Here is a 23,634-nt window from a genome sequence, read left to right on the forward strand (position 1 = left end):
ATAAAAACATTATACTACTTTTTTGAGAAGATTATATCAGATTGTCTACATAGTGTGAACAGGATTCTAAAAAGGAAAGAAAAAAGAGCTATTCAAAGCTCTTTCCCCTATTTCTTAATACCAGCCATTGTTAAGCCAAAAGTTTTTAGCGGCTGACCATGAACCGTAACGTCCTGCAACGTAAGCATCTGCTACACGTTCTTGGTTTTCAGCTGAGTAGTCACCGTTCAAGTATGAATCTGTCAATTGGTAACGTCCAATGTATTGGCCGTTTGTAGCTGTGTAGCTACCGCCTGATTCTTTTTGAGCGATCCATTCTTTAGCTTCTGCTTCAGATCCGCTTACAGTTGCAGCAGGTGCTGAAGCTTCTGTTGAAACAACTGTTTCTTCTGCTGCAGGTGCGCTTGCCGCTGGAGCTGCTTCCTCTGCTACTTCTGTAGTTTCTGCTGCTGGAGCTGAAACAGTTTCATCTTGAGCAGCTGGTGCCGCATAAGTAGCTGGCGCTGGTGTTGCAACAGGTGCTACAGGACCATCGATAACCAACTCTTGACCAACATAAATCAAATGAATGTTGTCGATGTGGTTGTTTTCTGCCAATTTCTCAACAGTTGTGTTGTGAGTTTCAGCGATTTCTGAAAGTGTATCACCTTCTTTAACAGTGTAAGTTGATGATTCTTGAGCAGATACAAATGATGGAGCAAATACTGCAAACAAGGCAGCTACTCCTGCAAGAGTTGTTTTAATCTTTTTAGTTGTTGATTTCATATTTGAAAATTCTCCTTCTTTCTATAGTTCTATCATACCCTTTAAATATTACCGTTTCTTGACACTTTTATGTAGAAATATTACAAAATTATTTTTTATTTCCCTAAATAAGCTATTTTTTGTTACAAAAGATGCTTTTTTATGCTATTTGTAGTGTAAAAAGGTTTTCATCCACAATTAAAGCCAAGACCTTCATTCTTTGATATAATAGAGATAAGAATTTTTATAAGGGGAAACTGATGAAATCACTTCGTTTTCAATCTGTCTTTGATATCATCGGACCAGTTATGATTGGCCCATCTAGTAGCCATACAGCTGGTGCTGTTCGTATTGGGAAGATTGTCTCTTCCATTTTTGATGATACTCCGACAGAAGTCGAATTCCAACTATTTAACTCATTTGCCAAGACCTATCGTGGTCACGGAACAGACCTAGCCCTTGTTGCAGGTATTTTGGGCATGGATACAGATGATCCTGAAATCCCAAACAGCCTGGAAATTGCCCACAAGCGTGGCATCAAGATTGTCTGGACCATTCAGAAAGACAGCAATGCCCCTCACCCAAACACCACTAAAATTACCGTTAAAAATGCTCATAAGACCATTAGCGTGACTGGTATTTCTATCGGGGGAGGAAATATTCAGGTAACCGAACTCAATGGCTTTGCCGTCTCTCTCAATATGAATACACCGACTATCATCATTGTTCATCAAGATATTCCAGGTATGATTGCCCTCGTAACAGAGGCACTTTCCCGCTATGATATCAATATCGCCCAGATGAATGTTACTCGTGAAAAAGCTGGTGAAAAAGCCATTATGATTATCGAAGTTGACAGTCGCAACTGTGATGAGGCCATCGAAGAAATTCGAAAAATCCCTCATCTCCACAATGTCAATTTCTTTAAATAGGAGGAAGCATGTTTTATTCTATCAAAGAATTGGTCGAGCAAGCAGATCTGGACTTTCAAGGAAATGTCGCAGAACTCATGATTACAACAGAGTTTGAATTGACCGGTCGCGAACGTGAAGAAGTCTTCCTTCTCATGGAACGCAATCTGGAAGTCATGAAAGCCTCTGTCCAACTTGGCCTCAATGAAAATAAATCTCGTAGTGGCCTGACAGGTGGAGATGCTGCCAAATTGGATCACTACATTAAAAACGGAAAAACTCTGTCAGATTACACGATTCTCTCTGCTGCCCGAAATGCCATTGCAGTCAATGAACACAATGCCAAAATGGGCTTGGTTTGTGCCACTCCAACCGCTGGAAGTGCTGGCTGTCTGCCTTCCGTTCTCACTGCTGCTATTGAAAAATTAGACCTCAGCCACGAGCAACAGCTGGATTTTCTCTTTGCTGCCGGTGCCTTTGGACTAGTCATCGCAAACAATGCCTCTATCTCAGGTGCTGAAGGTGGCTGTCAGGCCGAGGTTGGTTCGGCCTCTGCTATGAGTGCTGCAGCCTTGACTCTAGCTGCCGGTGGAACACCTTATCAGGCCAGTCAGGCCATTGCCTTTGTCATTAAAAATATGCTAGGCCTCATCTGTGACCCTGTTGCCGGCTTGGTTGAAGTTCCCTGTGTTAAACGTAATGCCATGGGAGCTAGCTTTGCCTTCATCGCAGCAGACATGGCCCTGGCAGGTATCGAATCTAAAATTCCTGTGGATGAAGTTATCGATGCCATGTACCAAGTAGGAGCAAGCATGCCAACTGCCTTTCGTGAAACAGCTGAAGGTGGACTCGCTGCCACCCCTACTGGTCGTCGCCTCCAAAAAGAAATTTTCGGAGAATAACTTATCAAAATAGGAGAAACCATGACCTCTATCACAGCTATCTTTTTCGATCTGGATGGAACCCTCGTTGACAGTTCTATCGGGATTCACAATGCCTTTACCCATACCTTTAAGGAGCTCGGGGTACCTAGCCCTGATGCCAAAACTATTCGTGGTTTTATGGGACCGCCCCTCGAAAGTAGTTTTGCGACCTGCCTTCCCAAAGACCAAATTTCTGAGGCTGTCCAGATATACCGTTCTTACTATAAGGAGAAAGGCATCCATGAAGCTCAACTCTTTCCTCAGATTGTAGACTTGCTTGAGAAGTTATCGAGCAATTACCCTCTTTATATCACCACTACAAAGAATACTCCAACCGCTCAAGACATGACTAAAAACTTGGGAATCTATCATTTCTTTGATGGCATTTATGGTTCCAGCCCTGAAGCACCCCATAAGGCAGATGTCATTCGCCAAGCCTTACAAACACATCAACTAGCACCAGAACAAGCCATCATCATCGGTGATACCAAGTTTGATATGCTTGGAGCCCAAGAAACAGGCATTCAGAAATTGGCCGTCACTTGGGGATTTGGAGAACAAGCAGACTTGCTAAACTATCATCCTGATTTTATCGCTCACAAACCCATAGAAGTTTTGGAGTATTTTCAATAACATAGACTGGGCAACAACTCCATTTCAGAAGAAAATAAAGTAATACTCAATGAAAATAAAAGAGCAAACTAGGAAAGTAGCCGCAGACTGCTCAAAACACCGTTTTGAGGTTGTAGATAGAACTGACGAAGTCAGTAACATCTATACGACAAGGCGACGTTGACGTGGTTTGAAGAGATTTTCGAAGAGTATAAGTCTCTATATAACAAAACGCATATTACCAAGGTTCTTCAGACCTGATAATATGCGTTTTTCTGATTTTAAAGATTTTTTATTCAACGTGGGTTGTTTGATTGGCAAAGGCGATAATGGCTTGCTTCAACTCATCTCCACTAAGAGTGCGGAACTCTTCAATCTTTTGATCGATGGCTTCTAGAGGCATGACATTAACCTTACCAACGAAAATCTTATCCATAACTTGGTTATCAACCAATTCGGTCGAAACCAAGAGTTCTTCGTAGAGTTTTTCACCTGGGCGGATTCCAACTTCAACAATTGGAATTTCGCTTTCGGTGTGGCCACTTAGAAGGACCATTTTCTTGGCCAAGTCATAAATCTTGACTGGTTTGCCCATATCAAGGATAAAGACTTCTCCATCCTTGGCATAGGCACCAGCATGGATAACCAAACGGCTAGCTTCTGGAATGGTCATGAAGTAACGGGTCATGCGGAAGTCTGTCACCGTTACAGGACCACCTTCAGCAATCTGACGTTCAAAGACTGGAATCACACTACCACGGCTACCAAGAACATTCCCAAAACGAACTGCACAGTAGGTTGATTGGCTACGTTGGTTAAAGCCAGTGACAATCAACTCCGCCACGCGCTTGGTTGCTCCCATAACATTTGGTGGATTAACTGCCTTATCTGTCGAAATCATAACCATCTTAGACACTTTGGCTTCATCAACAGCCTTAGCAACATTATAAGTTCCACGAATATTGTTTTTGAAGGCTTCTTTTGGATTGCGCTCCATCATAGGAACGTGCTTGTGGGCAGCCGCATGATAAACAATAGCTGGCTTGTACTGTTCAAAGACTTGCAAGAGACGCTCATAGTCTTGAATATCTGCGATAACTGGTACATAATCAATCCCTTGGAACTTGCGAATCAATTCATGATAAACAAGGTAGATTGAGTTTTCCCCATGACCGAGCAAGACGATGCGTTCAGGATTGAAGCGACTAACTTGGCGACAGATTTCAGAACCGATTGAACCACCAGCACCTGTAACCAAGATTGTCTTACCTGTCAGTTCTGCGCCCAGACGCGATTCATCAAGACGAATTTCCTGACGTCCCAAAAGGTCCGTAATATCAATTTTTTGGAAGCCAGTACCTGCTTGGTGAAGTCCCTGAACAACGGTTTCAACCTTAGGCATCTTGTAACATTTGACACCCAGCTTATTACACATCTGCAAGATACGTTCATATTCTGACGGGTCAAGCGACGGAATCGCAACGATAACACGCTCAATTTGATGGCGTTTGGCTAATTCAGGCAATTCATCATATGAACCCAAAACAGGAATCCCACCAAGTTTTTGTCCCTTTTTCTTCGCATCCTTATCCAAAATACCAACAAGTTCTAATTCACTAGTTGGATGTTGGTAACTATCCATAAAGAGAGCTCCACCATCACCGGCACCAATCAAGAAGGTCCGACGGTGTTCTCCATCACCACTTCCCTTTTTGCGTTTAGAGTAGATTAACTGCCAAGTAATCCGTGGCAATAAAATCAAGAAAGTACTCAACAAGATAAAGAGTACGATAAAACGGATGGAGAAGAGGGGCAAGAAGGCATAGCAGATACTATATGACAAGATACTGCTAGCAGTCACACCAAAAAAGATTTTCATGAAATCCGTAATCTTGCTGTAACGACTGATACTAGCGTTCAATCCCCAAAATCCAATCATTAATTGATAGAACAGGAAGGCCAAACTCGTATAGATAATGTAGTCAACAGGTGCTGGATTAATCAATCCGTAGAATAAAATATAAGATACAATGATGGAAACCACCATACTCAAAATATCAAATATTCCCCAGAAAACCTGTTTTTGTTGCTTATTTAAAATTTCCACCAGATCAATCACATAATCTGTGAGTTTTTTATTCATAGAAATTTACTCCTCCTTAAAAGAGCTGGATGATTATACTCAATGAAAATCAAAGAACAAACTAGGAAACTAGCCGCAGGCTGTACTTGAGTACGGCAAGGCGACGTTGACGCGGTTTGAATTTGATTTTCGAAGAGCATTATATTGTTATTATAACACTTTTTCTAAAGTTTACGATTTGCTACAATCTTTTACTTGCTTTTTCGTAACAGTTTCATAAAAATAAACTGTCGGACAAATCCGGGACAAAGGGCAACAATCATCTGAATGGCAACACTCTTGGCATACTCCATGTAAGAAATTTGCCCTCTCTTCAGCATGCGCTGACGAGCCTGGCGATAGAGTTTAAGGTAACGCAGTCCCCCACGACGCTCAAACATCCCTGCTCCAACACGAACCTTACACAAGATTTGATCGAGATTTCCAGTCTTAGCTCCTGCAGCAATCATATTGAGCCAGAGGAGGTCATCCTCCATATAAAGGCCATCCTCATAGTTGCCTGCCTTGAGAACCATGTCCTTCTTGAACATGACAGTCATGTGGTTAAAGGCACTTCTCATCCTTTGGTAAGCTACAATATCTGCATGCTGGGTTGGAACACGACGGTAAGAAACGATCTCATCAGGATTGTCAATAAACTCTGCAATATGTCCACCTAATAGGTCGAGCTTGTCCTTCTCCATTAGCTGAACCTGTTTCTCAAAACGGTCTGGAACAGCTATATCATCCGTATCCATACGAGCGATGATATCGTACTGACACTGCAAAACACCCTGTCGAAGAGCCAGACCCAAACCTTGATTATGCTCAAGAGGATAGCGTTTCACTGGAATATTAGACTCAGCTTCAAGCTGGTCTAATACCTGATAGAGCTCAGGTGTCAAAGGCCCATCCTCAACCAGAACCAATTCGCTCGGTTTCAGGGTCTGATTTTGAACACTCTCAATAGCATCCTTTAAAAATGTCGGATTTTCCTTGATATAGACCGACATCAATACGCTGATTTTTTGCTTTTCAGACACAGTTTTTCTCCAATGTATAGATTTCCTTCCACTATTTTATCATAATTTTCAAGACTTTCCCATTTTTATCTTGAAAGCCCAAAACCTTACTTGACATTATAAGGAAAAAACCTTAAAATAAGCTGTTATTAAAATCAGCTAGAAGAGGTATTATATGAAAAAGCAATCACTCTTTTTTGTTCCAGGTATTATCCTGATTGGTGTTTCCTTGCGGACTCCTTTTACTGTTTTACCCATTATATTGGGAGATATTTCGCAAGGGCTGGGAGTAGAAGTTAGTTCGCTTGGTGTCTTGACCAGCCTTCCCCTCCTCATGTTTACCCTCTTCTCGCTATTTTCTACCCGACTGGCTCAAAAAATCGGCTTGGAGCATCTCTTTACCTATAGCCTTTTCTTCTTGACCATCGGTTCTCTCATTAGACTAATCAATCTGCCTCTGCTCTATCTAGGAACCTTGATGGTTGGGGCAAGTATCGCAGTCATTAATGTTCTGCTTCCTAGTCTTATCCAAGCCAATCAACCAAAGAAAATTGGTTTTCTGACTACCTTATATGTAACCTCTATGGGGATTGCAACGGCTCTGGCCTCCTATCTGGCTGTGCCTATTACACAAGCCAGTTCTTGGAAAGGACTTATCATCCTCCTCACCCTGCTCTGCCTAGCAACTTTTTTGGTCTGGCTGCCTAATCACCGCTATAATCACAGACTGGCTCCACAAACCAAACAAAAAAGCAAAACAAAGGTCATGCATAATAAACAGGTCTGGGCAGTGATTGTCTTTGCAGGTTTTCAATCCTTGCTCTTTTACACCGCTATGACCTGGCTACCTACCATGGCCATCCATGCAGGCCTATCCAGTCACGAAGCTGGCTTGCTAACCTCTATCTTCTCCCTGATTAGCATTCCTTTTTCAATGACTATCCCAAGCCTGACAACCAGCTTGTCTACTCGTAACCGTCAGCTCATGCTCACTCTGGTTTCACTAGCTGGTGTGGTCGGTATTTCCATGCTCTTTTTCCCAATCGGTAATTTCTTTTACTGGCTTGCCATCCATCTCCTCATCGGAACCGCGACCAGCGCCCTCTTCCCCTATCTCATGGTCAACTTTTCACTCAAGACAAGCGCCCCTGAAAAGACTGCACAATTGTCTGGTTTATCTCAAACAGGAGGCTATATCCTAGCAGCCTTTGGGCCAACCCTCTTTGGTTACAGTTTTGACCTTTTCCACTCTTGGGTGCCAGCTGTAGCTGCCCTCTTACTCGTCGATATCCTGATGACTGTGGCCCTCTTTACAGTGGACAAAGCTGATAAAATCCTCTAAACTTCTAGTTTTAGCTAGAAGTTTTTTATATATAAAAATTTTACACATTTCTCTTGACAGGGCTTTCATTTAGATGTACAATGTATGTGTAGAAAAATTATATATAAAAATCTTACACATTAGAAAAGGAGGTTCCCCATGTACTTTCCAACATCCTCTGCCTTGATTGAATTTCTCATCTTGGCTGTACTGGAGCAGGATGATTCTTATGGTTATGAGATTAGCCAAACCATTAAGCTGATCGCTAATATCAAAGAATCTACACTCTATCCTATCCTAAAAAAATTGGAAGGCAATAGCTTTCTGACAACCTATTCTAGAGAGTTCCAAGGTCGCATGCGCAAATACTACTCCTTGACAAATGGTGGTATAGAACAGCTCGTGACCCTAAAAGATGAATGGGCACTCTATACAGACACCATCAATGGCATCATAGAAGGGAGTATCCGCCATGACAAGAACTGAATACCTGACTCAGCTAGAACTTTATCTCAAAAAACTGCCTCAGGCTGACCAAATTGAAGCCATGGACTATTTCAGGGAACTCTTTGACGATGCTGGAGTCGAAGGAGAAGAAGAACTCATCGCTAGCTTGGGAACTCCCAAAGAAGCGGCCCACGAAGTTCTCTCCAATCTTCTCAATAAAAAAATCAATGAAGCACCCGCTCAAAAGAATAACAGACAAATTTTGCATATCGCCTTGTTAGCTCTCCTTGCAGCACCCATCGGCATTCCTCTGGGAATCGCCATCCTCGTGGCTCTGTTCGGAATCCTTGTGGCTGCTTTGACTGTCATTCTGGCTTTCTTTGCGGTTTCCATACTTGGTATCATCGGCGGATTCCTATTCTTAGTTGAAAGTTTCACTGTCCTAGCCCAAGCCAAATCAGCCTTTATCTTGATTTTCGGTTCTGGTTTACTAGCCATCGGTGCTTCTTCACTAGTCTTACTAGGTATTTCCTATGTAGCTCGTTTCTTCGGCCTACTCATTGTTCGCCTGGTGCAATTTGTTCTTAAAAAAGGAAAGAGAGGTGACCAGCATGCGTAAATGGACAAGAGGATTTCTCATTTTTGGTGTGGTGACTACTGTTATCGGCTTTATCCTGCTCTTTGTAGGCATCCAATCTGACGGGATCAAGAGCCTACTTGCCATGTCCAAGGAACCTGTCTATGATAGTCGGATGGAAGAGCTGACCTTTGGTAAGGAAGTCGAAAACCTAGAGATCACTCTCCACCAACACGCGCTCACCATCACAGACTCTTTGGATGATCAAATCCACATTTCTTACCATCCATCTCTTTCTGCTCACCATGATCTTATCACGAATCAGAACGATAAAACGCTGAGCCTCACTGATAAGAAACTGTCTGAAACTCCATTTCTCTCTTCTGGAATCGGCGGGATTCTCCATATCGCAAGCAGCTACTCTAGTCGTTTTGATGAAGTTATTCTCCAAGTTCCAAAAGGAAGAAGTCTAAAAGGGATCAACGTGTCAGCCAATCGTGGACAAACCACCATCATAAATGCTAGCCTTGAAAATGCAACTCTCAATACAAATGGCTATCTCCTCCGAATTGAAGGAAGTCGTATCAAAAACAGTAAACTCACAACCCCTAATATCGTTAATATCTTTGATACAGACCTTACAGATAGTCAACTAGAGTCAACAGAGAAGCACTTCCACTCTGAAAATATCCAAGTCCATGGTAAGGTTGAACTGACTGCCAAAAAGTATCTCAGAATCATCCTAGACCAGAAAGAGAACCAACGAATTAACTGGGACATCTCAAGTAACTATGGTTCTATTCACCAATTCACAAGAGAAGAGCCTGAATCAAGAGGTACGGAATTAAGCAACCCTTACAAAACTGAAAAAACCGATGTCAAGGATCAACTCATTGCTAGAGCTGATAATAATATTGAGCTAATATCCATACCAAACAGACGTTGACAAAAGCGCTTACATCTGCTACTATGGAAGCATATTTATCTAACTAAAAAGGAGGTTCTACCATGAAACAAGAATGGTTTGAAAGTAATGATTTTGTAAAAACAACAAGCAAGAACAAACCTGAAGAGCAAGCTCAAGAGGTTGCAGACAAGACTGAAGAAACGATAGCCGATCTCGATACACCAATTGAAAAAAATACTCAAGTAGAGGAGGAAGTCTCTCAAGCTGAAGTCGAACTGGAAAGCCAGCAAGAAGAGAAAATTGAAACGCCTGAAGACAGTGAAGCGAGAACAGAAATAGAAGAAAAGAAAGCATTAGATTCTACTGAAGAAGAGCAAGATTTTTCTAAAGAAACAGAAAAAGTCACTAAAGCTGAAGAGAACCAAGAAGCACTTCCTCAGCAAAAACCAACCACGAAAGAGCCCCTTCTTCTCAGTCAATCCTTAGAAAGTCCCTATATCCCCGACCAAGCTCCAAAATCTACGGATAAATGGAAAGAGCAAGTGCTTGATTTTTGGTCTTGGCTAGTGGAGGCTCTCAAATCTCCTACAAGCAAGCTTGAAACAAGTAGCACACACAGTTACACAGCCTTTCTCTTGCTCATTCTGTTTTCTGCATCTTCCTTTTTCTTTAGTATCTACCACATCAAACATGCTTACTATGGACATATAGCAACTATGCATAATCACTTCCCTGAACAATTTGCTTCATTGAATCTCTTTTCGATTATCTCTATCCTAGTAGCAACAACACTCTTCTTCTTTTCATTCCTCTTGGGTAGTTTCGTCGTGAGACGATTTATCTACCAAGAAAAGGACTGGACGCTAGAAAAGGTTCTCCAACAATATAGTCAACTCTTGGCAATTCCAATCTTCCTCACTGCTATTGCTAGTTTCTTTGCCTTCTTTGATAGCCTGCGATTTACAGCCCTCTTGTGTGTGATTAGCATTGGAATCATTCTGCTTGCTAGTCTCCATATCATTACAAGGCCAAGTCAAGCAAGTGAAACCGACTCCTTCTATCAATTATTCTTGTCTGTCCTTGTGAACGGAGTCATTATCCTCCTCTTCTTTGTAGCTGAAGTGGCACTGATTGGAGATTATCTTCGTATCTTGGCCTTTCTTTAAACTTCATACTCTTCGAAAATCAAATTCAAACCACGTCAGCTTCGCCTTACCGTACTCAAGTACAGCCTGCGGCTAGCTTCCTAGTTTGCTCTTTGATTTTCATTGAGTAGCAATCCTGTCTTCCATGGCAGGATTTTTCTATATCAAAAAAGCAAGTCGATTGACCTGCTTCTACTTTACTCTTCTTGTGCTAATGTTTTAAAATCTTTTTCTAAGATGGGTTGAATTTCTAATTGATTGGCGTCTAGTTGGTGGTAAGATGCTGATGGTAGTGACTCTAGGAATTTTGCATAGTCCAAGCGGGCAATGGCTTCATAGTCTTCTGGTTTAGAGCCATCTCCTGTAATTTGAACCAAGTCAATCTCCCACTGCACTTCCTTATCCACCAATTGCTCAATATAGGCAGCAGGAACAAATGGTTCTCTAGGTAAAACGGTCTTGACCCCTTGAGCCAGATGGTAAACACCGTGAACTTGTCCTTCTCCATCCTGATAGAAGGAAACTCTTGCAAAGTAAGCATCTGTCTCTTGAACTGCACGTACACGTGCTTCAAACTGAGCCAAGCCATCTTCCCCTAAAAAGCTTTTCAAGTCCTCATGACTAAAGAAAACAGGATTAAAAATTCCTTGGCAAATCGTAAAACGGGCTGCGGTGTCTGCCAGATAGGCTTGAATACTTGCTTGGAAATAAGCTTCAAAATCAAAACCATCTAGTCCTTCAATCTCAGTTCCTGTATAAGCAAGTAGGGCTTCTAAAAATGACTTGATGATCTCCCAGTCTGTCTTCGTGAGTAGGGCAGGAAGATCAATACGGTAAGCCTTGTGATTATCAGCATAACTGACTTTAAAAAGAAATTGTGATTGCCCCACTATCGCACACTCGATATACTCGAGACGGTTAAGAGGCTGACGGAGATAGACAGCATCATAGCTATGTGACTCCAAACCATCTAACAAGGCCAAGATCGACTTGGCAGTCAAAATTTCCTGTTCTCCTAAAATACTCTGTTTATTTGGAATAAAAAATGTTTTCGTCATAACTGGACTCCTTTGAAATCGTTTACATATAGTATACCTTATTTTTCTGAAAGATACAAAAACAAACTTTATACTCTTCGAAAATCAAATTCAAACCGCGTCAGCTTCGCCTTGCCGTACTCAAGTACAGCCTGCGGCTAGCTTCCTAGTTTGCTCTTTGATTTTCATTGAGTATTAATTTTTGAGTAAAAAGCATAGAAAAACAGCCCCTAAGGACTGTTTAATCTTATACAGTAGCTGCTTGATCCAAGCTTTCACCGATAGCGGCTAGACGCTCGACAACTTCAGCTTGTGTCAATTCATTTTCTGAAACATAGCGGTTACGTGGGTGAACACGGCACTCGTGTGAGCATCCACGAAGGTACTTGTCTTCATTTTCTTCTGATGTCAAGATACGACGGTTACAGAATGGATTTCCACAGTTGACATAACGTTCACATGGTGTTCCATCAAACCAGTCTTTCCCTACGATGGTTGGGTTGACATGGTTTACATCTACGGCAATACGCTCGTCAAAGACGTACATTTTCCCATCCCAAAGCTCACCTTGAACTTCGGGGTCTTTACCGTAAGTTGCGATTCCTCCGTGCAATTGGCCGACATCTTTGTAGCCTTCACGGACCATCCAGCCTGAGAATTTCTCACAGCGAACGCCACCTGTACAGTAAACCACGACACGCTTGTCCATGAATTTTTCCTTGTTATCACGAACCCACTGTGGCAACTCACGGAAGTTGCGGATGTCTGGGCGGATAGCCCCACGGAAATGTCCTAGGTCGTACTCATAATCGTTACGTGTGTCAAGGACAACTGTATCTTCGTCAAGAAGAGCTTCTTTGAATTCTTTTGGAGACAAGTAAGCACCTGTTGTTTCAAGTGGGTTGATGTCGTTGTCAAAGTCGTTGTCTTCCAAACCAAGGTGGACAATTTCTTTTTTGTAGCGAACGAACATCTTCTTGAAGGCTTGTTCATTTTCTTCGTCAATCTTGAACCAGAGTTCTTCCATACCTGGGAGGCTGTGAACGTAGTCCATGTATTTTTGAGTTGTTTCGTAGTCACCTGAAACTGTTCCGTTAATTCCCTCGTCAGCGACTAGGATACGGCCTTTAAGGCCGATTGATTTACAGAAAGCCAAGTGGTCTGCAGCAAATTGCTCTGCATTTTCAATTGGAGTGTAAAGGTAGTAAAGTAAGACACGAATATCTTTTGCCATAAGATTTGTTCTCTTTTCTATTCTTAAATTTTCAGAATTTTTCATCTAACTATACTAGTATACCTGCTTGAGAAAACGAATGCAATTTATTTGACTGGAAATTTATAGAAAGAGTCCTATCCCTGTACTTCATCAGTAGCCATAGCGAATAGCAGATAATTCTCTCAATTTTTTGATCTGATCGGCTTGATTTTCTGATAACATCAACTTATTATCAATCAACACACGTGAGATGTCAACATTCATTTGACTCAAAATAAATGGGGTAGAGGTCCCATCGTCCTTTAATCGTCTTTTATAACTCACTAACTGATTTTTCAAGGGAGTCAGTTGAGGCGTATCCTTTATATCTTCCAATAGATGATTTATGATAGTCATGGCTTCACAACGTCTTTCGCTTCCTCCAGCAAACCATTTTAATGGTGTCATACTTATTTTCCTCCTTAAGTTTAAAAGCTATCATTCCTAACTCTCGCGCCAGTATTTACCCAAACACCCTCTGTAAAAAAGTCAGCAAAAATGGTAATGTTGCGAAAATATTATTAATCACATGCACCGCATAGGATGGATAAATGCTCTTGGTATAGCGGGTCAAACTAGCAAAGATGATGCCAGATGTTGCAAAGACGAAGATATCTAACAAACTAGGCAGGCTTGAAAAATGAGGAAGAGCAAATAAAATTGACGGAAGAAGCAAATCAAGGCCAAATCTCGAATGCTTAAAAAAGGCGTGTTGCAGTAATCCTCTATAGATTAGCTCTTCCATAAGTGGAGTCAGAAAGAACAAAGTTATATAGATACCTAGCTCAGCAAAGTTGGTCCCACTATAACCGATCAATACAGCCCAACCTTCAGCAGTTGACTGAACATGTTTAGCTGTCTGAACGTTAAAAGAGATCTGGAGCACTACAACTAGTACTGTCAAAATCGAATACCAAAGCCATTTTTTTCTCGGAATGCGAAAAAGATAGCCGTGCCCTGTCTTAACCAGAATCCAAATCATGACTCCACTAAATAGCAAACTCAAGAGATTTTGAATCCAGACGAAATTGCCAATCTGGGAAGAAAATTGCCAATAATTTTGAACAATAAGCGTCAGCTGAGAAAGACCAAATACGAAAAATAAGTAAGAGAAAACTGCACTTATTTTGAATAAAAGTTGATACTTCTTCATATGAACTCTCCTTTGTAAACTCGAGACATCTCTAATATAAGCTATATTTTCCTAAATCCTTACTCCAAATCCTAAATAGTACTTGAGATTTCCTGAATGGTTAAATAGCGACAAGAAAAACATATATATCTATGCTCGTGTTTCAAAAAATCACTGCCTCCCCCAGATAATCCTGAGGAAAACAGTGATACAGTTTTTAGGAATTAGGAATGAATACACGAAATCAATTGATCTTATGATTTTTTGTTTTTCAAGAATTCATCGTATTGTTTTTGCATTTCGTTCAATACTTTATCGTAGGCACCTTCAGATTTCAATTTTTCCATCAATTCTGGAATAGCTTTATCTGGGTCTACAGTACCAGTGTTGATAGCTGTATCGAATTGTTGCATTGTGTTAGAGATTGCTGAGATTTCAGATTTCACATTGTCAGTGTTAAAGATGAATCCAAGTGCTGGAGATTCTTTAGCTTCAGCCAACTGTTTCTTAGAATCTTCGATTTGTTGGTCTGTAACGTTTTCGTTGATGTAAAGGATCCAGTTGTTACCAGTGTTCCATCCACCCATGTGAGTGTTTCCTTTGTAGCCATCAAGGACTTTAACACGGTTTTCTTTACCTGGAATTTTTTCCCAGTTCTTGCCTTCTGGACCATAAACAAGACCATTCAAGAGTTCTGGGTTAGTGTTCAAGAGGTTCAACACTTCCATTGATTTTTCTTTGTTCTTAGAGTTGTTTGAGATAACAAAGTTAGCAACTTGTGTTGTTTGGTTTTTCTTGATGAAGTTAGTGATTGGTTTGATTTGGATATCTTTGTTCGCAACACGTGAAAGCAAGCTGTTACCGTAGTCAGCTGGTCCTACTGTTTCTTCACGAACGAACCAAGTATTTTGTTGAAGGTCAAATGAAGTATCGCTTGTTGCTACGTCTTTTGGAATGTATCCAGCTTCATAGAATTTGTGAAGAGTCTTCAAGTGTTCTTTAAAGCGAGGCACTTCGTAACGGTTTACGATCTTAGTAGTGTCCCCTTCAAGGTCGATAACGAATGGAAGTCCATTTGGAACTGGGTAGTCAAAGTTATCAGATGGGATGAAGTTCTTAGTAACCGCAAATGGCACTACATCTGGAGCTTTTTCTTTGATTTGTTTCAAGACTGGTTCAAGTGTTTCATATGAAGTGACACCTGAAATATCGATACCGTATTTAGCAAGAAGAGTTCCGTTGAAAGCGAAGTTTTGAGATGATGCAACGTTGGCTGCAACTGGAACTGCGTAAATTTTACCGTTAATGCTGTTACCTTTGATGTAAGCTGGGTCAAGTGCTTTATAAAGCTCTGCCCCTTCTTTCTTATACAAGTCAGTCAAGTCAGCATAGGCACCTTTTTGAGCATTTACAACATAGTTAGATGCAAAGGCGATATCGTAGTTTTCACCAGATGATGTGATAACTGACATTTTCTTATCATAGTCACCCCATCCAAGATATTGGATATCCAATTTAGCACCAACTTTTTCACCGATGATTTTGTTAGCATTTTCTAGCAATTCATCTAAGTTATCTGGTTTGTCACCGATTTGGTACATTTTGATAACAGTTTTTTCACCTGAAGCTGAGTCAGCAGCTTTTTTGCTGTTACCTGAAAGGTTTCCACAAGCAGCGAGACCAGCAGCCAAAGCGACTACGCTAGCAGATGCAAAAGCATATTTTTTCCAGTTTTTCATGACAAAAACTCCTTTTTTTTATTTTTAAACTTATAAACAATGTAATGATCTTAACTTCACACAAGGGAAGTTTGGAAATGAGAAATGATTTTTCTCGACAAGTACTATTCTTTCACACCACCGATAGTCAAACCTTTTACAAAGTAGCGTTGGAAGAATGGATACAAAATCGCGATTGGAAGGGTTGCGACCACAACCATGGCCATACGACCTGTTTCTTTTGGAAGAGCAACTCCCAGTTGACCAGATAGGCCGACTGCTTTGGCGATGTAATCCATATTTTGTTGGATTTGCATGAGCAAATATTGCAATGGATACAAGTTGTCACTCTTGATGTAAAGAAGGGCGTTGAACCAGTCATTCCAGAAACCAAGAGCTGTCAAGAGCGTGATGGTTGCGATACCTGGTAGTGACAATGGCAAACAGATTTGGAAGAAGATCCGGGCCTCACTAGCACCATCGATACGAGCGGATTCTAGAATAGCTTCTGGAATGGTCTTCTTGAAGAAGGAACGCATCAATATGATGTTAAATGGTGAGAGAAGCATTGGAACAATCAAGGCCCAAACTGTATCACCAAGTTGAAGTAAACGAGTTACCACGATATAGCCCGGTACCAAACCAGCATTGAACAACATACTAAGAAGGGCAAAGATTGTAAAGAATCTGCGATACTTAAAGGTTGTCCGTGAGATAGCGTAGGCATAGGTTGTTGTGATAAAAACGTTTGTGATAGTCCCCACCACTGTTACAAAGACTGAGATGAAGAGGGCTTGGAGAATTTTATCCTTAAACTGTGCCAAAAACTCAAAACCGTCTAATCCAAATTGGGATGGGAAGAAGCTATATCCATTTTGGAGGATACTCTTTTCATCTGTCACCGAAATAACGATAACGAATACAAAGGGTAGGATACAAGAGAGGGCAACCAAACCAGAAATGGTACTGAAGAAGATATCTGCTTTCTTACTGAAGGAGTGAATGCCGACATTATCAATTTTTTCTTTTTTAATTTTCTTTTCTGCCATATTCTCCTCCTTTCTAGAACAAGGCTGAGTTTGGATCAACTCGTCTTGCAAGTAAGTTTGATAGGATAACCAGAATCAAGCCGACAACTGATTGATAAAGACCTGCCGCTGATGCCATCCCGATATCTGCTGTCTGAGTCAAGCCATTATATACATATACGTCCAAGACATTGGTTACGTTATAGAGCTGACCAGCATTGTGGGGGATTTGGTAGAAAAGACCGAAGTCTGCACGAAAGATATTTCCGACTGCAAGGATGGTCAATACAGTTACCAATGGTGTCAACTGCGGAATGGTTACATTGCGAATTCGTTGCCATTTGCTAGCCCCGTCCACTGTCGCTGCTTCGTAGTAGGTTGGATCAATTCCCATGATTGTCGCATAGTACATGACACTGCTATATCCAAAGCCTTTCCAAATACCAAGGAAAAGTAGGAGATAAGGCCAGATGCCCAAGTCAGCGTAGAAATTGACTTCCTTCATTCCGATAGATTCTAGGAAATGGTTGAATACCCCTTTATCAATGTTTAGGAAGGCATCTGTAAAGAAACTGATGATAACCCAAGACAAGAAGTAAGGGAACAACATAGAAGTTTGGAAAATCTTAACCATTCTCTTAGAACGGAGTTCACTTAGGATGATAGCAATCCCTACAGATACAATCAAACCGATAAAGATAAAGCCGAGATTGTAGAGGACAGTATTTCGAGTGATGATAAAGGCGTCTTTTGAACTAAATAAGAATCTGAAATTATCGAGTCCGACCCATTTACTATTCACGATACTATCTATAAATCCATTACTGGTCATGTGGTAGTCTTTAAAGGCAACCACGTTCCCAAATACTGGAATGTAGAAGAATAGAATCAACCAGAGTGCCCCTGGCAAAACCATCAAGAGAAAGATCCAGTTGTCTCTCAAGGTTTTTGAAAACTTATTCATAATTTCCTCCCCTTTTTATTTTGATATCCATCTAAAAATTCCTTTTTAGACTTTTGATAACGATTACATTATTAGTATACTCCTATTTGAAGGTTAGGTTAAACTACTAATTATAGAAAAAACTCCACAAATTATTTTATGTGGAGTACTTTTTTAAGAAAGGGATGTTTCACGAGAAACACTCTGCTCAAGGCAAGGTGTTCTTGTTTTTAGGTTGTATAAATGGTTGAAGCTGTCGCAATGGTATGCCACTGGTTGGCTGTTGTGGCTGCGAAGTCCTTGTCTGCGTAGAAGTCTGTAAATGGTAAGATTTCCACTTCTAACTCATCGATGCGGTCAATCTGACCAGCTAGATAAGCCTCGATGCGGCTTTCTGCTCGCTTGATGCGTTGCAAGAGTCCGCCCATACGGATATCAACTGTGTCCAAGCCAAAGACCTTGTTTTCTTTCAGCCATTGGTTGCTAAAGAGAGCATGGAAGTCTTCAATTTGGCTTCTGAGTTCTGGTAATTCTTGTCTGGCAATTTCTTGCAGGCTTTCTTTATCACCTTCTTGGTAAGCCTGACGAATGCGCCGTCCCACATCGACTTTGCTACTTAAAATCTGATTCAACTGGGCCTGAGTTTCAAAGAGGTAGGCATAGTTGCCAGCTTTTTCTTTAATGTTAGCAAGCGTCTCAGCAGCCTGAGCGAAGTGCGGTTTGTCCTGTTCAGGTGTCATGTGTCGATCAAGGATCGGACAGAGAATATCCTGATAAAAGACATAGCGGTTAGGATTGATCCCGCTGAGATTACCCGGTAGGTCTGGCAAGAGATTAGCTAGGTCAATCTGCATAAAGTCCTCAACCGATAGACCAGTATTAGTCTGGAAATGAGCAGACAAATGGTCTAGGTCATTGCGATAGCTGAGTTCAGCCCAGATTTGCAAGCTTGGGAGAATAGAAAACTGGGCTGTTTCCCCACCATTGTCCCCCCAACCCGTCACGATGACTTCTTTGATATCATTGGCACGGCAGGCTTTATTAGCTTCGACTGCGATGAGACGGCTGAAATGGTTGTTGGGTGTGAAACCAATCCACTTCCAAGCTCCCCCTGCAAAGGCAAGATCATGGCTAATCTTATGATGATTGCGGAAATTGCGGTTGTATTTTTCCTCGCTATCCTGATAATAGTCCCAGTAAACTAAGGTCACACGATCTTTGAGACGGTCCAGGTAGACACGAGTTTCTTCAGGAATTTCCACATCACGGTCGTACTGGCCATCTGCTGACATAAGTTTAAAGAACATATCGCTCCACATCTGGCAGTGGAAACCATATTTGTCAGCAATATCCAGCACGCGCTCCAAGTGTTGGCACATGAGGAGACTACGATCCACAACACCGTTCAGAATCAAGTAGCGTCCCAAACCAACCAAGTGGGCTTCGTCCATCCCGATATTGACCTTGCGAGTTTGTAGTTTAGACAGAGTAGCAAACATACCATCAATCAGGTCATAAACCTTTTCTTCGCCGATAAGAAGGATATCCTCTACATCACGGAGCTCCTGGACTTCTTTGACACCCCATTTGACAAAGGCTGACAAGTGGGCCAAAGTCTGGATGCAGGGCACAAAGGTCATGTCAAACTGCTGGGCATAGGCTTCAATTTCCTGCAATTCCTCAGCTGAGTAGGCTCCACGGAAATAGCCAAAGTAAGGCTGCCCTTCAATCTGGTAGGTGTCTTCCATGTAAAGCTCAAAGGTTGAGTAGCCCATGAGAGCCAAGACCTCAATCATCTGCTTGGCAGCAGCCACATTCAGCACCGCATTTCTCGAACAGTCTGCCATGTAGGCTAAATCTTCATAAGCTGCTTGTTCCTCAATCTCTACCTTGTCACCTTCTGCTAGGGATGTTGCCAACAGGGACAAGGCACGATAAAGTTGGTGAGGTTTGCGGTAGGTCAATTGATAGTGACCACCCTCACCCTTGATAGAGATAGAGGCTTGGTCAGACTGAGCGACAGCTACCTCTACATCTGGTAGAGAAATGTGCTTTTGAAGCAACTCTATAGCTTGATGTTGTTTACTGCTAATTCCTGTAAATCTTACCATTGGTTTTCCTCCTGTAGCCAGTTGACAAGGGCACCGTAGAGATTAGCATCTGCATGATAGGTGCAGGCTTGGATGACTGGTGCGACCGTGTATTCTTCGTAGGTTTCGACAAATTCATCGACAGCTTTTTTGACCCCTTGGATAAAGTCAGGGTTTTGGCTGATGGAGCCACCTAGGCTAATGACATCTGGGTCGATGAGATACTGAATATTGAGCAAGCCTTGCGCCAGATTGCGGTTCATGCGCTCAATAGCTTCTTGACAAAGGGTATTTCCTGCTTCGGCCTCTTGGTAAATCTTGCGACCGTCCCAGTCAGTTTGACCAGATTTTTCAATCACGTAGCGTACCATATTCCCAGTTGACGCTAGTTGCGACCAGTTGTTGAGCTTTTCAGCAGGGGCAAGAGTTGTCATGTAGCCAAATTCTCCACCCAGACCGTGGCGACCTCGATGAAGTCTACCATTGATAATCATGGCTCCGCCAATCCCTGTCCCAATCACGACACAGGCTGCATTTTCAAGTTCTGGATGAGCCAGTAATTCACTGAGTCCAACGCAGTTAGCATCATTTTCCAGATGGATAGGAATCTGATAAGAGCTAAGCGCCTCATACCAAGAAAATCCGTGAATGTAGGGTACTGCACTGAAGCCATCAATCACACCTGTCTCTTGATTGACCGCGCCTGGAACGCTCATAGCAATCCCACTGTAATCCTGCTCTGACAAGCACTGGTCTAGCCAAGTTACTAAATCTTCCAAACTTTCAGGCGTTGGAATGCTTGTCTTATCCAGTATTTTCCCATCAGGAGTCAGACTGGCAAACTTAATCCCAGTCCCTCCGATATCAATCGTTGCAATGGTCATTGTTTTTACCATAAAAAGGGGCGAATCAGCAGTTAGTTCTTACCTTTTCGCCCCTCCTTTCTCTTTATGTTTACTTTTTGAAATTAAATTTCTTCTTATTTGATGAATTCTGTACGAATCTCTTGTGGTGAAATGAGGCCTCTATGAACTGGGTATGGTCGTTCAAGTAGGTCAAGGAAGAGATGTTGACTTTCTGGTACACGTACATTTTCACTACACATATTGTAGTAGCGAAGAACATAGCCTTCTTCATTTTCAGCTACCTTAAAGGCTGTTGGACAGATTTGCGGTATGCTGAGAACAGAATGGCTCAAGAGGCTACCAGTCGCAGCCACGCTACCCTCTTGTTTTGCAACTTGAAGAGATGTGAATGGTGTCTGCAAGGCTTTAGCACGACGGAAAGCTGAGAAGCGTTCTTGGGCTTGGTGGCACTCAAGCGCAAACTCGACTTCAAACTCACGCAAGCATTGTGCCTCTGGTGTTGGAAAGTAACCCCAGTCACCTAGCTCACCTGACGCACGCAAAATAGTCACTGCAATGGTGTCGTCCCCAAGGATTTCGTATTCGTTTAATCCCTTGTTAGATACAGTCACACCTTTTTCATCATCATACAGACTGACAAAGGCTTGTTGGTGTTGAGGATTTTCAGGATTTTCCCATGAAGCTGCTGGTTTGTTTGGTCGTGTCACCACCTCATAAATGCTTTCAGAATCATTGTTTGGACGCGTGTTATGAGTCTTGACCAAGAGACGGATACGGTGGTCTTTGGCAGTGTTAGTAAAGCGAGTCTTGCAACGGATTTGTGGATTATCAACGAAGATAGTCATCTCAGTTTCCAGAGGAAGGCTTGTCAACTCTTCTGAACGTCCTGCTTCACGCTTCATAAACTCGACGATGCCTCTTTGTTCCGCATCTAGTTTTTCATCCGCACTGACAGGCACGGTCAATTCATGTTTGAGCAAAATCTTAGCATAGCGAGCTGTGTTTTCCAAGACCTCATAGCCCTTAAGCTCTGCATAGATAGGCTCTGTTCCTTTTGGTTGGAAATAGATATACTCGTTTCCGATGTCCCCACGGTCTTCGAAGCGAATAAAATCTTCATAGGCTTCGTGAGTTGTCTTGTCATAGACTGTGATGTTGTCATCCACACTCACCGTTACAAATGGCGTATCAATCACTCCGTTTTGGTAAATACCGTCGCGGTGTTCTTGCTCTCCTTCCAGCAATTGGAATGTTGTCCAAGAAAGTGGCGCTAGGTGAACTGGGATAGTCACGCGCACTTGGCGAGCGATACGAGCTTGGCGGAACTTGTCTTTTGGTAAATCATACTCAAAATTAGCTCCCAAATCTTCGATTTTAGCCTCTACAGGACGACCATCCAAGTCCTCTACACGGTAGCTTGGCAAGGTAAGAGCAGCCATCTTCTTGTAGCCTTCTGTTGGATGCAATTCCTTGAAATCACAAGTCGCTACATCAATCACTGTGCTGACAGTATCAACCTTATCATGCAAGCCTGTGTTAATGACAGTAAAGAGATAGTCACTTTGAGCCTTAGCCGTAGCGATTTTTCCTTTCCACTCGTTAAGAAGATTGCTCTTAACAAAGTTTCCAACTTGGTTGACCTTGGCAAAACGAGTTTCCATCTCGCGGTGAACTTCGTCCACGCTACAGCCACAGATGCTATCATGCGGCGCATTCTGCAAAAGAGTTTTCCAAGCATAGGTCAACTGGTCCTTGTGGTTGTGGCCACCAGTGATAATAGTCAGTGGTTCTACAACTTGCTCTAGGAGGTTGCTATTTTCTTGGAAAGCTTGTTTGAGATAAATACGAGATGACGAAGTGTTGGCAAGTGTGTACCAACCATCTGTTTCCTGACTGGTCAACTCACCTGTAACCGTTGATAACTGCTCTGGTAGGGCACTTTCCACGGCTTGAACATATTCATCAAAAGAACTATGAACAAAGGTTACATCTGGGAAGAGTTCATTTGCCACACGAATGGCTTCGCTCAGATTTTTCTGGACAGGCTGGTGGTCACAACCGTTCATCATCAACCATTGGTTGGTAGAAGCGTAGTCACGCACGTCTGCCAGTTTTTGTTTCCAGAAGGTCAAAGCCTCGTCTTTATCCACTGGAATTTCATTCCCGTTACTGTACCAGTTGGCAAAGAGAATCCCCAGGACACGACTACCATCCGCACCCTGCCAGTACATTTCTGAAAACTGAGATGTAAACTGCTCATCTTCAAGAACTTGGTTGTCAAACCCAATCGGCTTCACACCACGACCAAAAGCGGCCACGTGAATGCCTGATTTTTGAAGGATTTGAGGCGCTTGTCCCATATTTCCAAAGGTATCTGGGAAGTAACCAATCTGAGTGGATTTGCCCCACTTTGCAGCTTCCTGCTGACCAATCAAGGTATTGCGGACATTGGCTTCACTTGAAATCAAGTAATCATCCTGCAAGATATAAAAGGGACCAATTTTCAATTTTCCTTCGTCGATGTACTGTTGAACTTTGTCGCGATTTTCAGGACGAATCTCCAAGTAGTCATCAAGGACAATAGTTTGCCCGTCTAAATGGAAACTCTTGAACTCAGGGTCATTTTCAAAAAGATCAAAGAGATTGTCAAACAATTCCACCAACTGCATACGGTGGCTTTCAAAAGGCAAGTACCACTCACGGTCCCAGTGACTATGTGAGATAATATGTACGACAACATTTTCCATGAAGTAAAACCTCATTCTAAATTTAAATTTTTATTGTTAACGTTTTAAATGTAAATTTGTGATTCTTTCCAAGAATCAGTTGCGCTA

General features: G+C 42.0%; 21 protein-coding genes. 8 read left to right on the forward strand and 13 right to left on the reverse strand.

What is annotated here, in order from left to right; genetic code table 11:
• Positions 1-114: 114 nt before the first annotated feature.
• Entirely contained in the window at positions 115-765 is a 651-nt protein-coding gene (gene apf, locus OCF95_RS04275; protein WP_173876663.1) for an aggregation-promoting factor, read from the reverse strand.
• A 239-nt stretch (positions 766-1,004) separates the two neighbouring features.
• Between apf and sdaAB the strand changes: the two genes are divergently transcribed.
• Genes sdaAB through OCF95_RS04290 form a run of 3 tightly spaced genes read left to right on the forward strand, consistent with a single transcriptional unit; the run spans position 1,005 to position 3,211 of the window.
• Positions 1,005-1,676 carry an L-serine ammonia-lyase, iron-sulfur-dependent subunit beta gene (gene sdaAB / locus OCF95_RS04280; protein ID WP_000838909.1) on the forward strand — a complete coding sequence of 224 codons (672 nt, stop codon included), beginning with the start codon at positions 1,005-1,007 and terminating at the stop codon, positions 1,674-1,676.
• 8 nt (positions 1,677-1,684) lie between these two features.
• On the forward strand, positions 1,685-2,557 hold the full coding sequence (gene sdaAA / locus OCF95_RS04285) for an L-serine ammonia-lyase, iron-sulfur-dependent, subunit alpha (RefSeq protein WP_000500041.1): 873 nt from the start codon (positions 1,685-1,687) through the stop codon (positions 2,555-2,557).
• A 21-nt stretch (positions 2,558-2,578) separates the two neighbouring features.
• Positions 2,579-3,211: an HAD family hydrolase gene (locus OCF95_RS04290; RefSeq protein ID WP_261104968.1), complete on the forward strand. Its 633-nt coding sequence runs from the start codon at positions 2,579-2,581 to the stop codon at positions 3,209-3,211.
• A gap of 271 nt (positions 3,212-3,482) precedes the next feature.
• On the opposite strand, the gene OCF95_RS04295 is transcribed toward OCF95_RS04290, so the two are convergent.
• Complete coding sequence (locus OCF95_RS04295; protein ID WP_261041671.1) at positions 3,483-5,333, reverse strand: polysaccharide biosynthesis protein; 1,851 nt, start codon at positions 5,331-5,333, stop codon at positions 3,483-3,485.
• A 191-nt stretch (positions 5,334-5,524) separates the two neighbouring features.
• Positions 5,525-6,355: a glycosyltransferase gene (locus OCF95_RS04300; protein WP_261047830.1), complete on the reverse strand. Its 831-nt coding sequence runs from the start codon at positions 6,353-6,355 to the stop codon at positions 5,525-5,527.
• A 154-nt stretch (positions 6,356-6,509) separates the two neighbouring features.
• Here OCF95_RS04300 and OCF95_RS04305 point away from each other — a divergent pair, with 154 nt between their 5' ends.
• The 5 genes from OCF95_RS04305 to OCF95_RS04325 all read left to right on the forward strand — a co-directional run bounded on the left by OCF95_RS04305 (position 6,510) and on the right by OCF95_RS04325 (position 10,752).
• Positions 6,510-7,676 carry a CynX/NimT family MFS transporter gene (locus OCF95_RS04305; protein ID WP_049502587.1) on the forward strand — a complete coding sequence of 389 codons (1,167 nt, stop codon included), beginning with the start codon at positions 6,510-6,512 and terminating at the stop codon, positions 7,674-7,676.
• Positions 7,677-7,814: 138 nt separating this feature from the next.
• Positions 7,815-8,141 (forward strand): PadR family transcriptional regulator, encoded by a 327-nt coding sequence (locus OCF95_RS04310; RefSeq protein WP_000273858.1) that lies wholly within the window; start codon positions 7,815-7,817, stop codon positions 8,139-8,141.
• Positions 8,128-8,721 (forward strand): DUF1700 domain-containing protein, encoded by a 594-nt coding sequence (locus tag OCF95_RS04315; RefSeq protein ID WP_261056839.1) that lies wholly within the window; start codon positions 8,128-8,130, stop codon positions 8,719-8,721. The genes OCF95_RS04310 and OCF95_RS04315 overlap by 14 nt, the downstream gene beginning before the upstream one ends.
• Positions 8,714-9,625 carry a DUF4097 domain-containing protein gene (locus OCF95_RS04320; RefSeq protein WP_070528431.1) on the forward strand — a complete coding sequence of 304 codons (912 nt, stop codon included), beginning with the start codon at positions 8,714-8,716 and terminating at the stop codon, positions 9,623-9,625. The genes OCF95_RS04315 and OCF95_RS04320 overlap by 8 nt, the downstream gene beginning before the upstream one ends.
• Positions 9,626-9,687: 62 nt before the next feature.
• Positions 9,688-10,752 (forward strand): DUF6574 domain-containing protein, encoded by a 1,065-nt coding sequence (locus tag OCF95_RS04325; RefSeq protein ID WP_261104969.1) that lies wholly within the window; start codon positions 9,688-9,690, stop codon positions 10,750-10,752.
• 176 nt (positions 10,753-10,928) lie between these two features.
• On the opposite strand, the gene OCF95_RS04330 is transcribed toward OCF95_RS04325, so the two are convergent.
• The 10 genes from OCF95_RS04330 to OCF95_RS04375 all read right to left on the reverse strand — a co-directional run bounded on the left by OCF95_RS04330 (position 10,929) and on the right by OCF95_RS04375 (position 23,547).
• The gene (locus tag OCF95_RS04330) at positions 10,929-11,789 is read right to left on the reverse strand and encodes a DUF4299 family protein (protein ID WP_214614786.1); all 861 of its coding nucleotides are present in this window, start codon (positions 11,787-11,789) and stop codon (positions 10,929-10,931) included.
• A gap of 226 nt (positions 11,790-12,015) precedes the next feature.
• A complete protein-coding gene (trhO, locus tag OCF95_RS04335; RefSeq protein ID WP_004263106.1) occupies positions 12,016-13,002 on the reverse strand; it encodes an oxygen-dependent tRNA uridine(34) hydroxylase TrhO in 987 nt (328 codons plus the stop codon).
• A gap of 132 nt (positions 13,003-13,134) precedes the next feature.
• Positions 13,135-13,431 (reverse strand): bacteriocin immunity protein, encoded by a 297-nt coding sequence (locus tag OCF95_RS04340; RefSeq protein WP_023947358.1) that lies wholly within the window; start codon positions 13,429-13,431, stop codon positions 13,135-13,137.
• Between the two features lie 55 nt (positions 13,432-13,486).
• Positions 13,487-14,176, reverse strand: a complete 690-nt coding sequence (locus OCF95_RS04345) for a CPBP family intramembrane glutamic endopeptidase (protein ID WP_023947356.1) — start codon at positions 14,174-14,176, stop codon at positions 13,487-13,489.
• Between the two features lie 233 nt (positions 14,177-14,409).
• Positions 14,410-15,894, reverse strand: a complete 1,485-nt coding sequence (locus OCF95_RS04350) for an ABC transporter substrate-binding protein (RefSeq protein ID WP_261104971.1) — start codon at positions 15,892-15,894, stop codon at positions 14,410-14,412.
• A 104-nt stretch (positions 15,895-15,998) separates the two neighbouring features.
• Positions 15,999-16,922, reverse strand: a complete 924-nt coding sequence (locus tag OCF95_RS04355) for a carbohydrate ABC transporter permease (protein WP_000818353.1) — start codon at positions 16,920-16,922, stop codon at positions 15,999-16,001.
• 13 nt (positions 16,923-16,935) lie between these two features.
• Positions 16,936-17,865: an ABC transporter permease gene (locus tag OCF95_RS04360; RefSeq protein WP_004254906.1), complete on the reverse strand. Its 930-nt coding sequence runs from the start codon at positions 17,863-17,865 to the stop codon at positions 16,936-16,938.
• A 209-nt stretch (positions 17,866-18,074) separates the two neighbouring features.
• The gene (locus tag OCF95_RS04365; RefSeq protein ID WP_261104972.1) at positions 18,075-19,955 is read right to left on the reverse strand and encodes a beta-N-acetylhexosaminidase; all 1,881 of its coding nucleotides are present in this window, start codon (positions 19,953-19,955) and stop codon (positions 18,075-18,077) included.
• Positions 19,949-20,818 (reverse strand): ROK family protein, encoded by an 870-nt coding sequence (locus OCF95_RS04370; RefSeq protein WP_261104973.1) that lies wholly within the window; start codon positions 20,816-20,818, stop codon positions 19,949-19,951. The genes OCF95_RS04365 and OCF95_RS04370 overlap by 7 nt, the downstream gene beginning before the upstream one ends.
• Before the next feature lie 95 nt (positions 20,819-20,913).
• Positions 20,914-23,547, reverse strand: coding sequence for an alpha-mannosidase (locus OCF95_RS04375; RefSeq protein ID WP_261104974.1), 2,634 nt, complete (start codon positions 23,545-23,547; stop codon positions 20,914-20,916).
• Between the last annotated feature and the right edge of the window lie 87 nt (positions 23,548-23,634).

Source organism: Streptococcus mitis (assembly GCF_946188615.1).
Lineage (GTDB): Bacteria > Bacillota > Bacilli > Lactobacillales > Streptococcaceae > Streptococcus > Streptococcus mitis_BZ.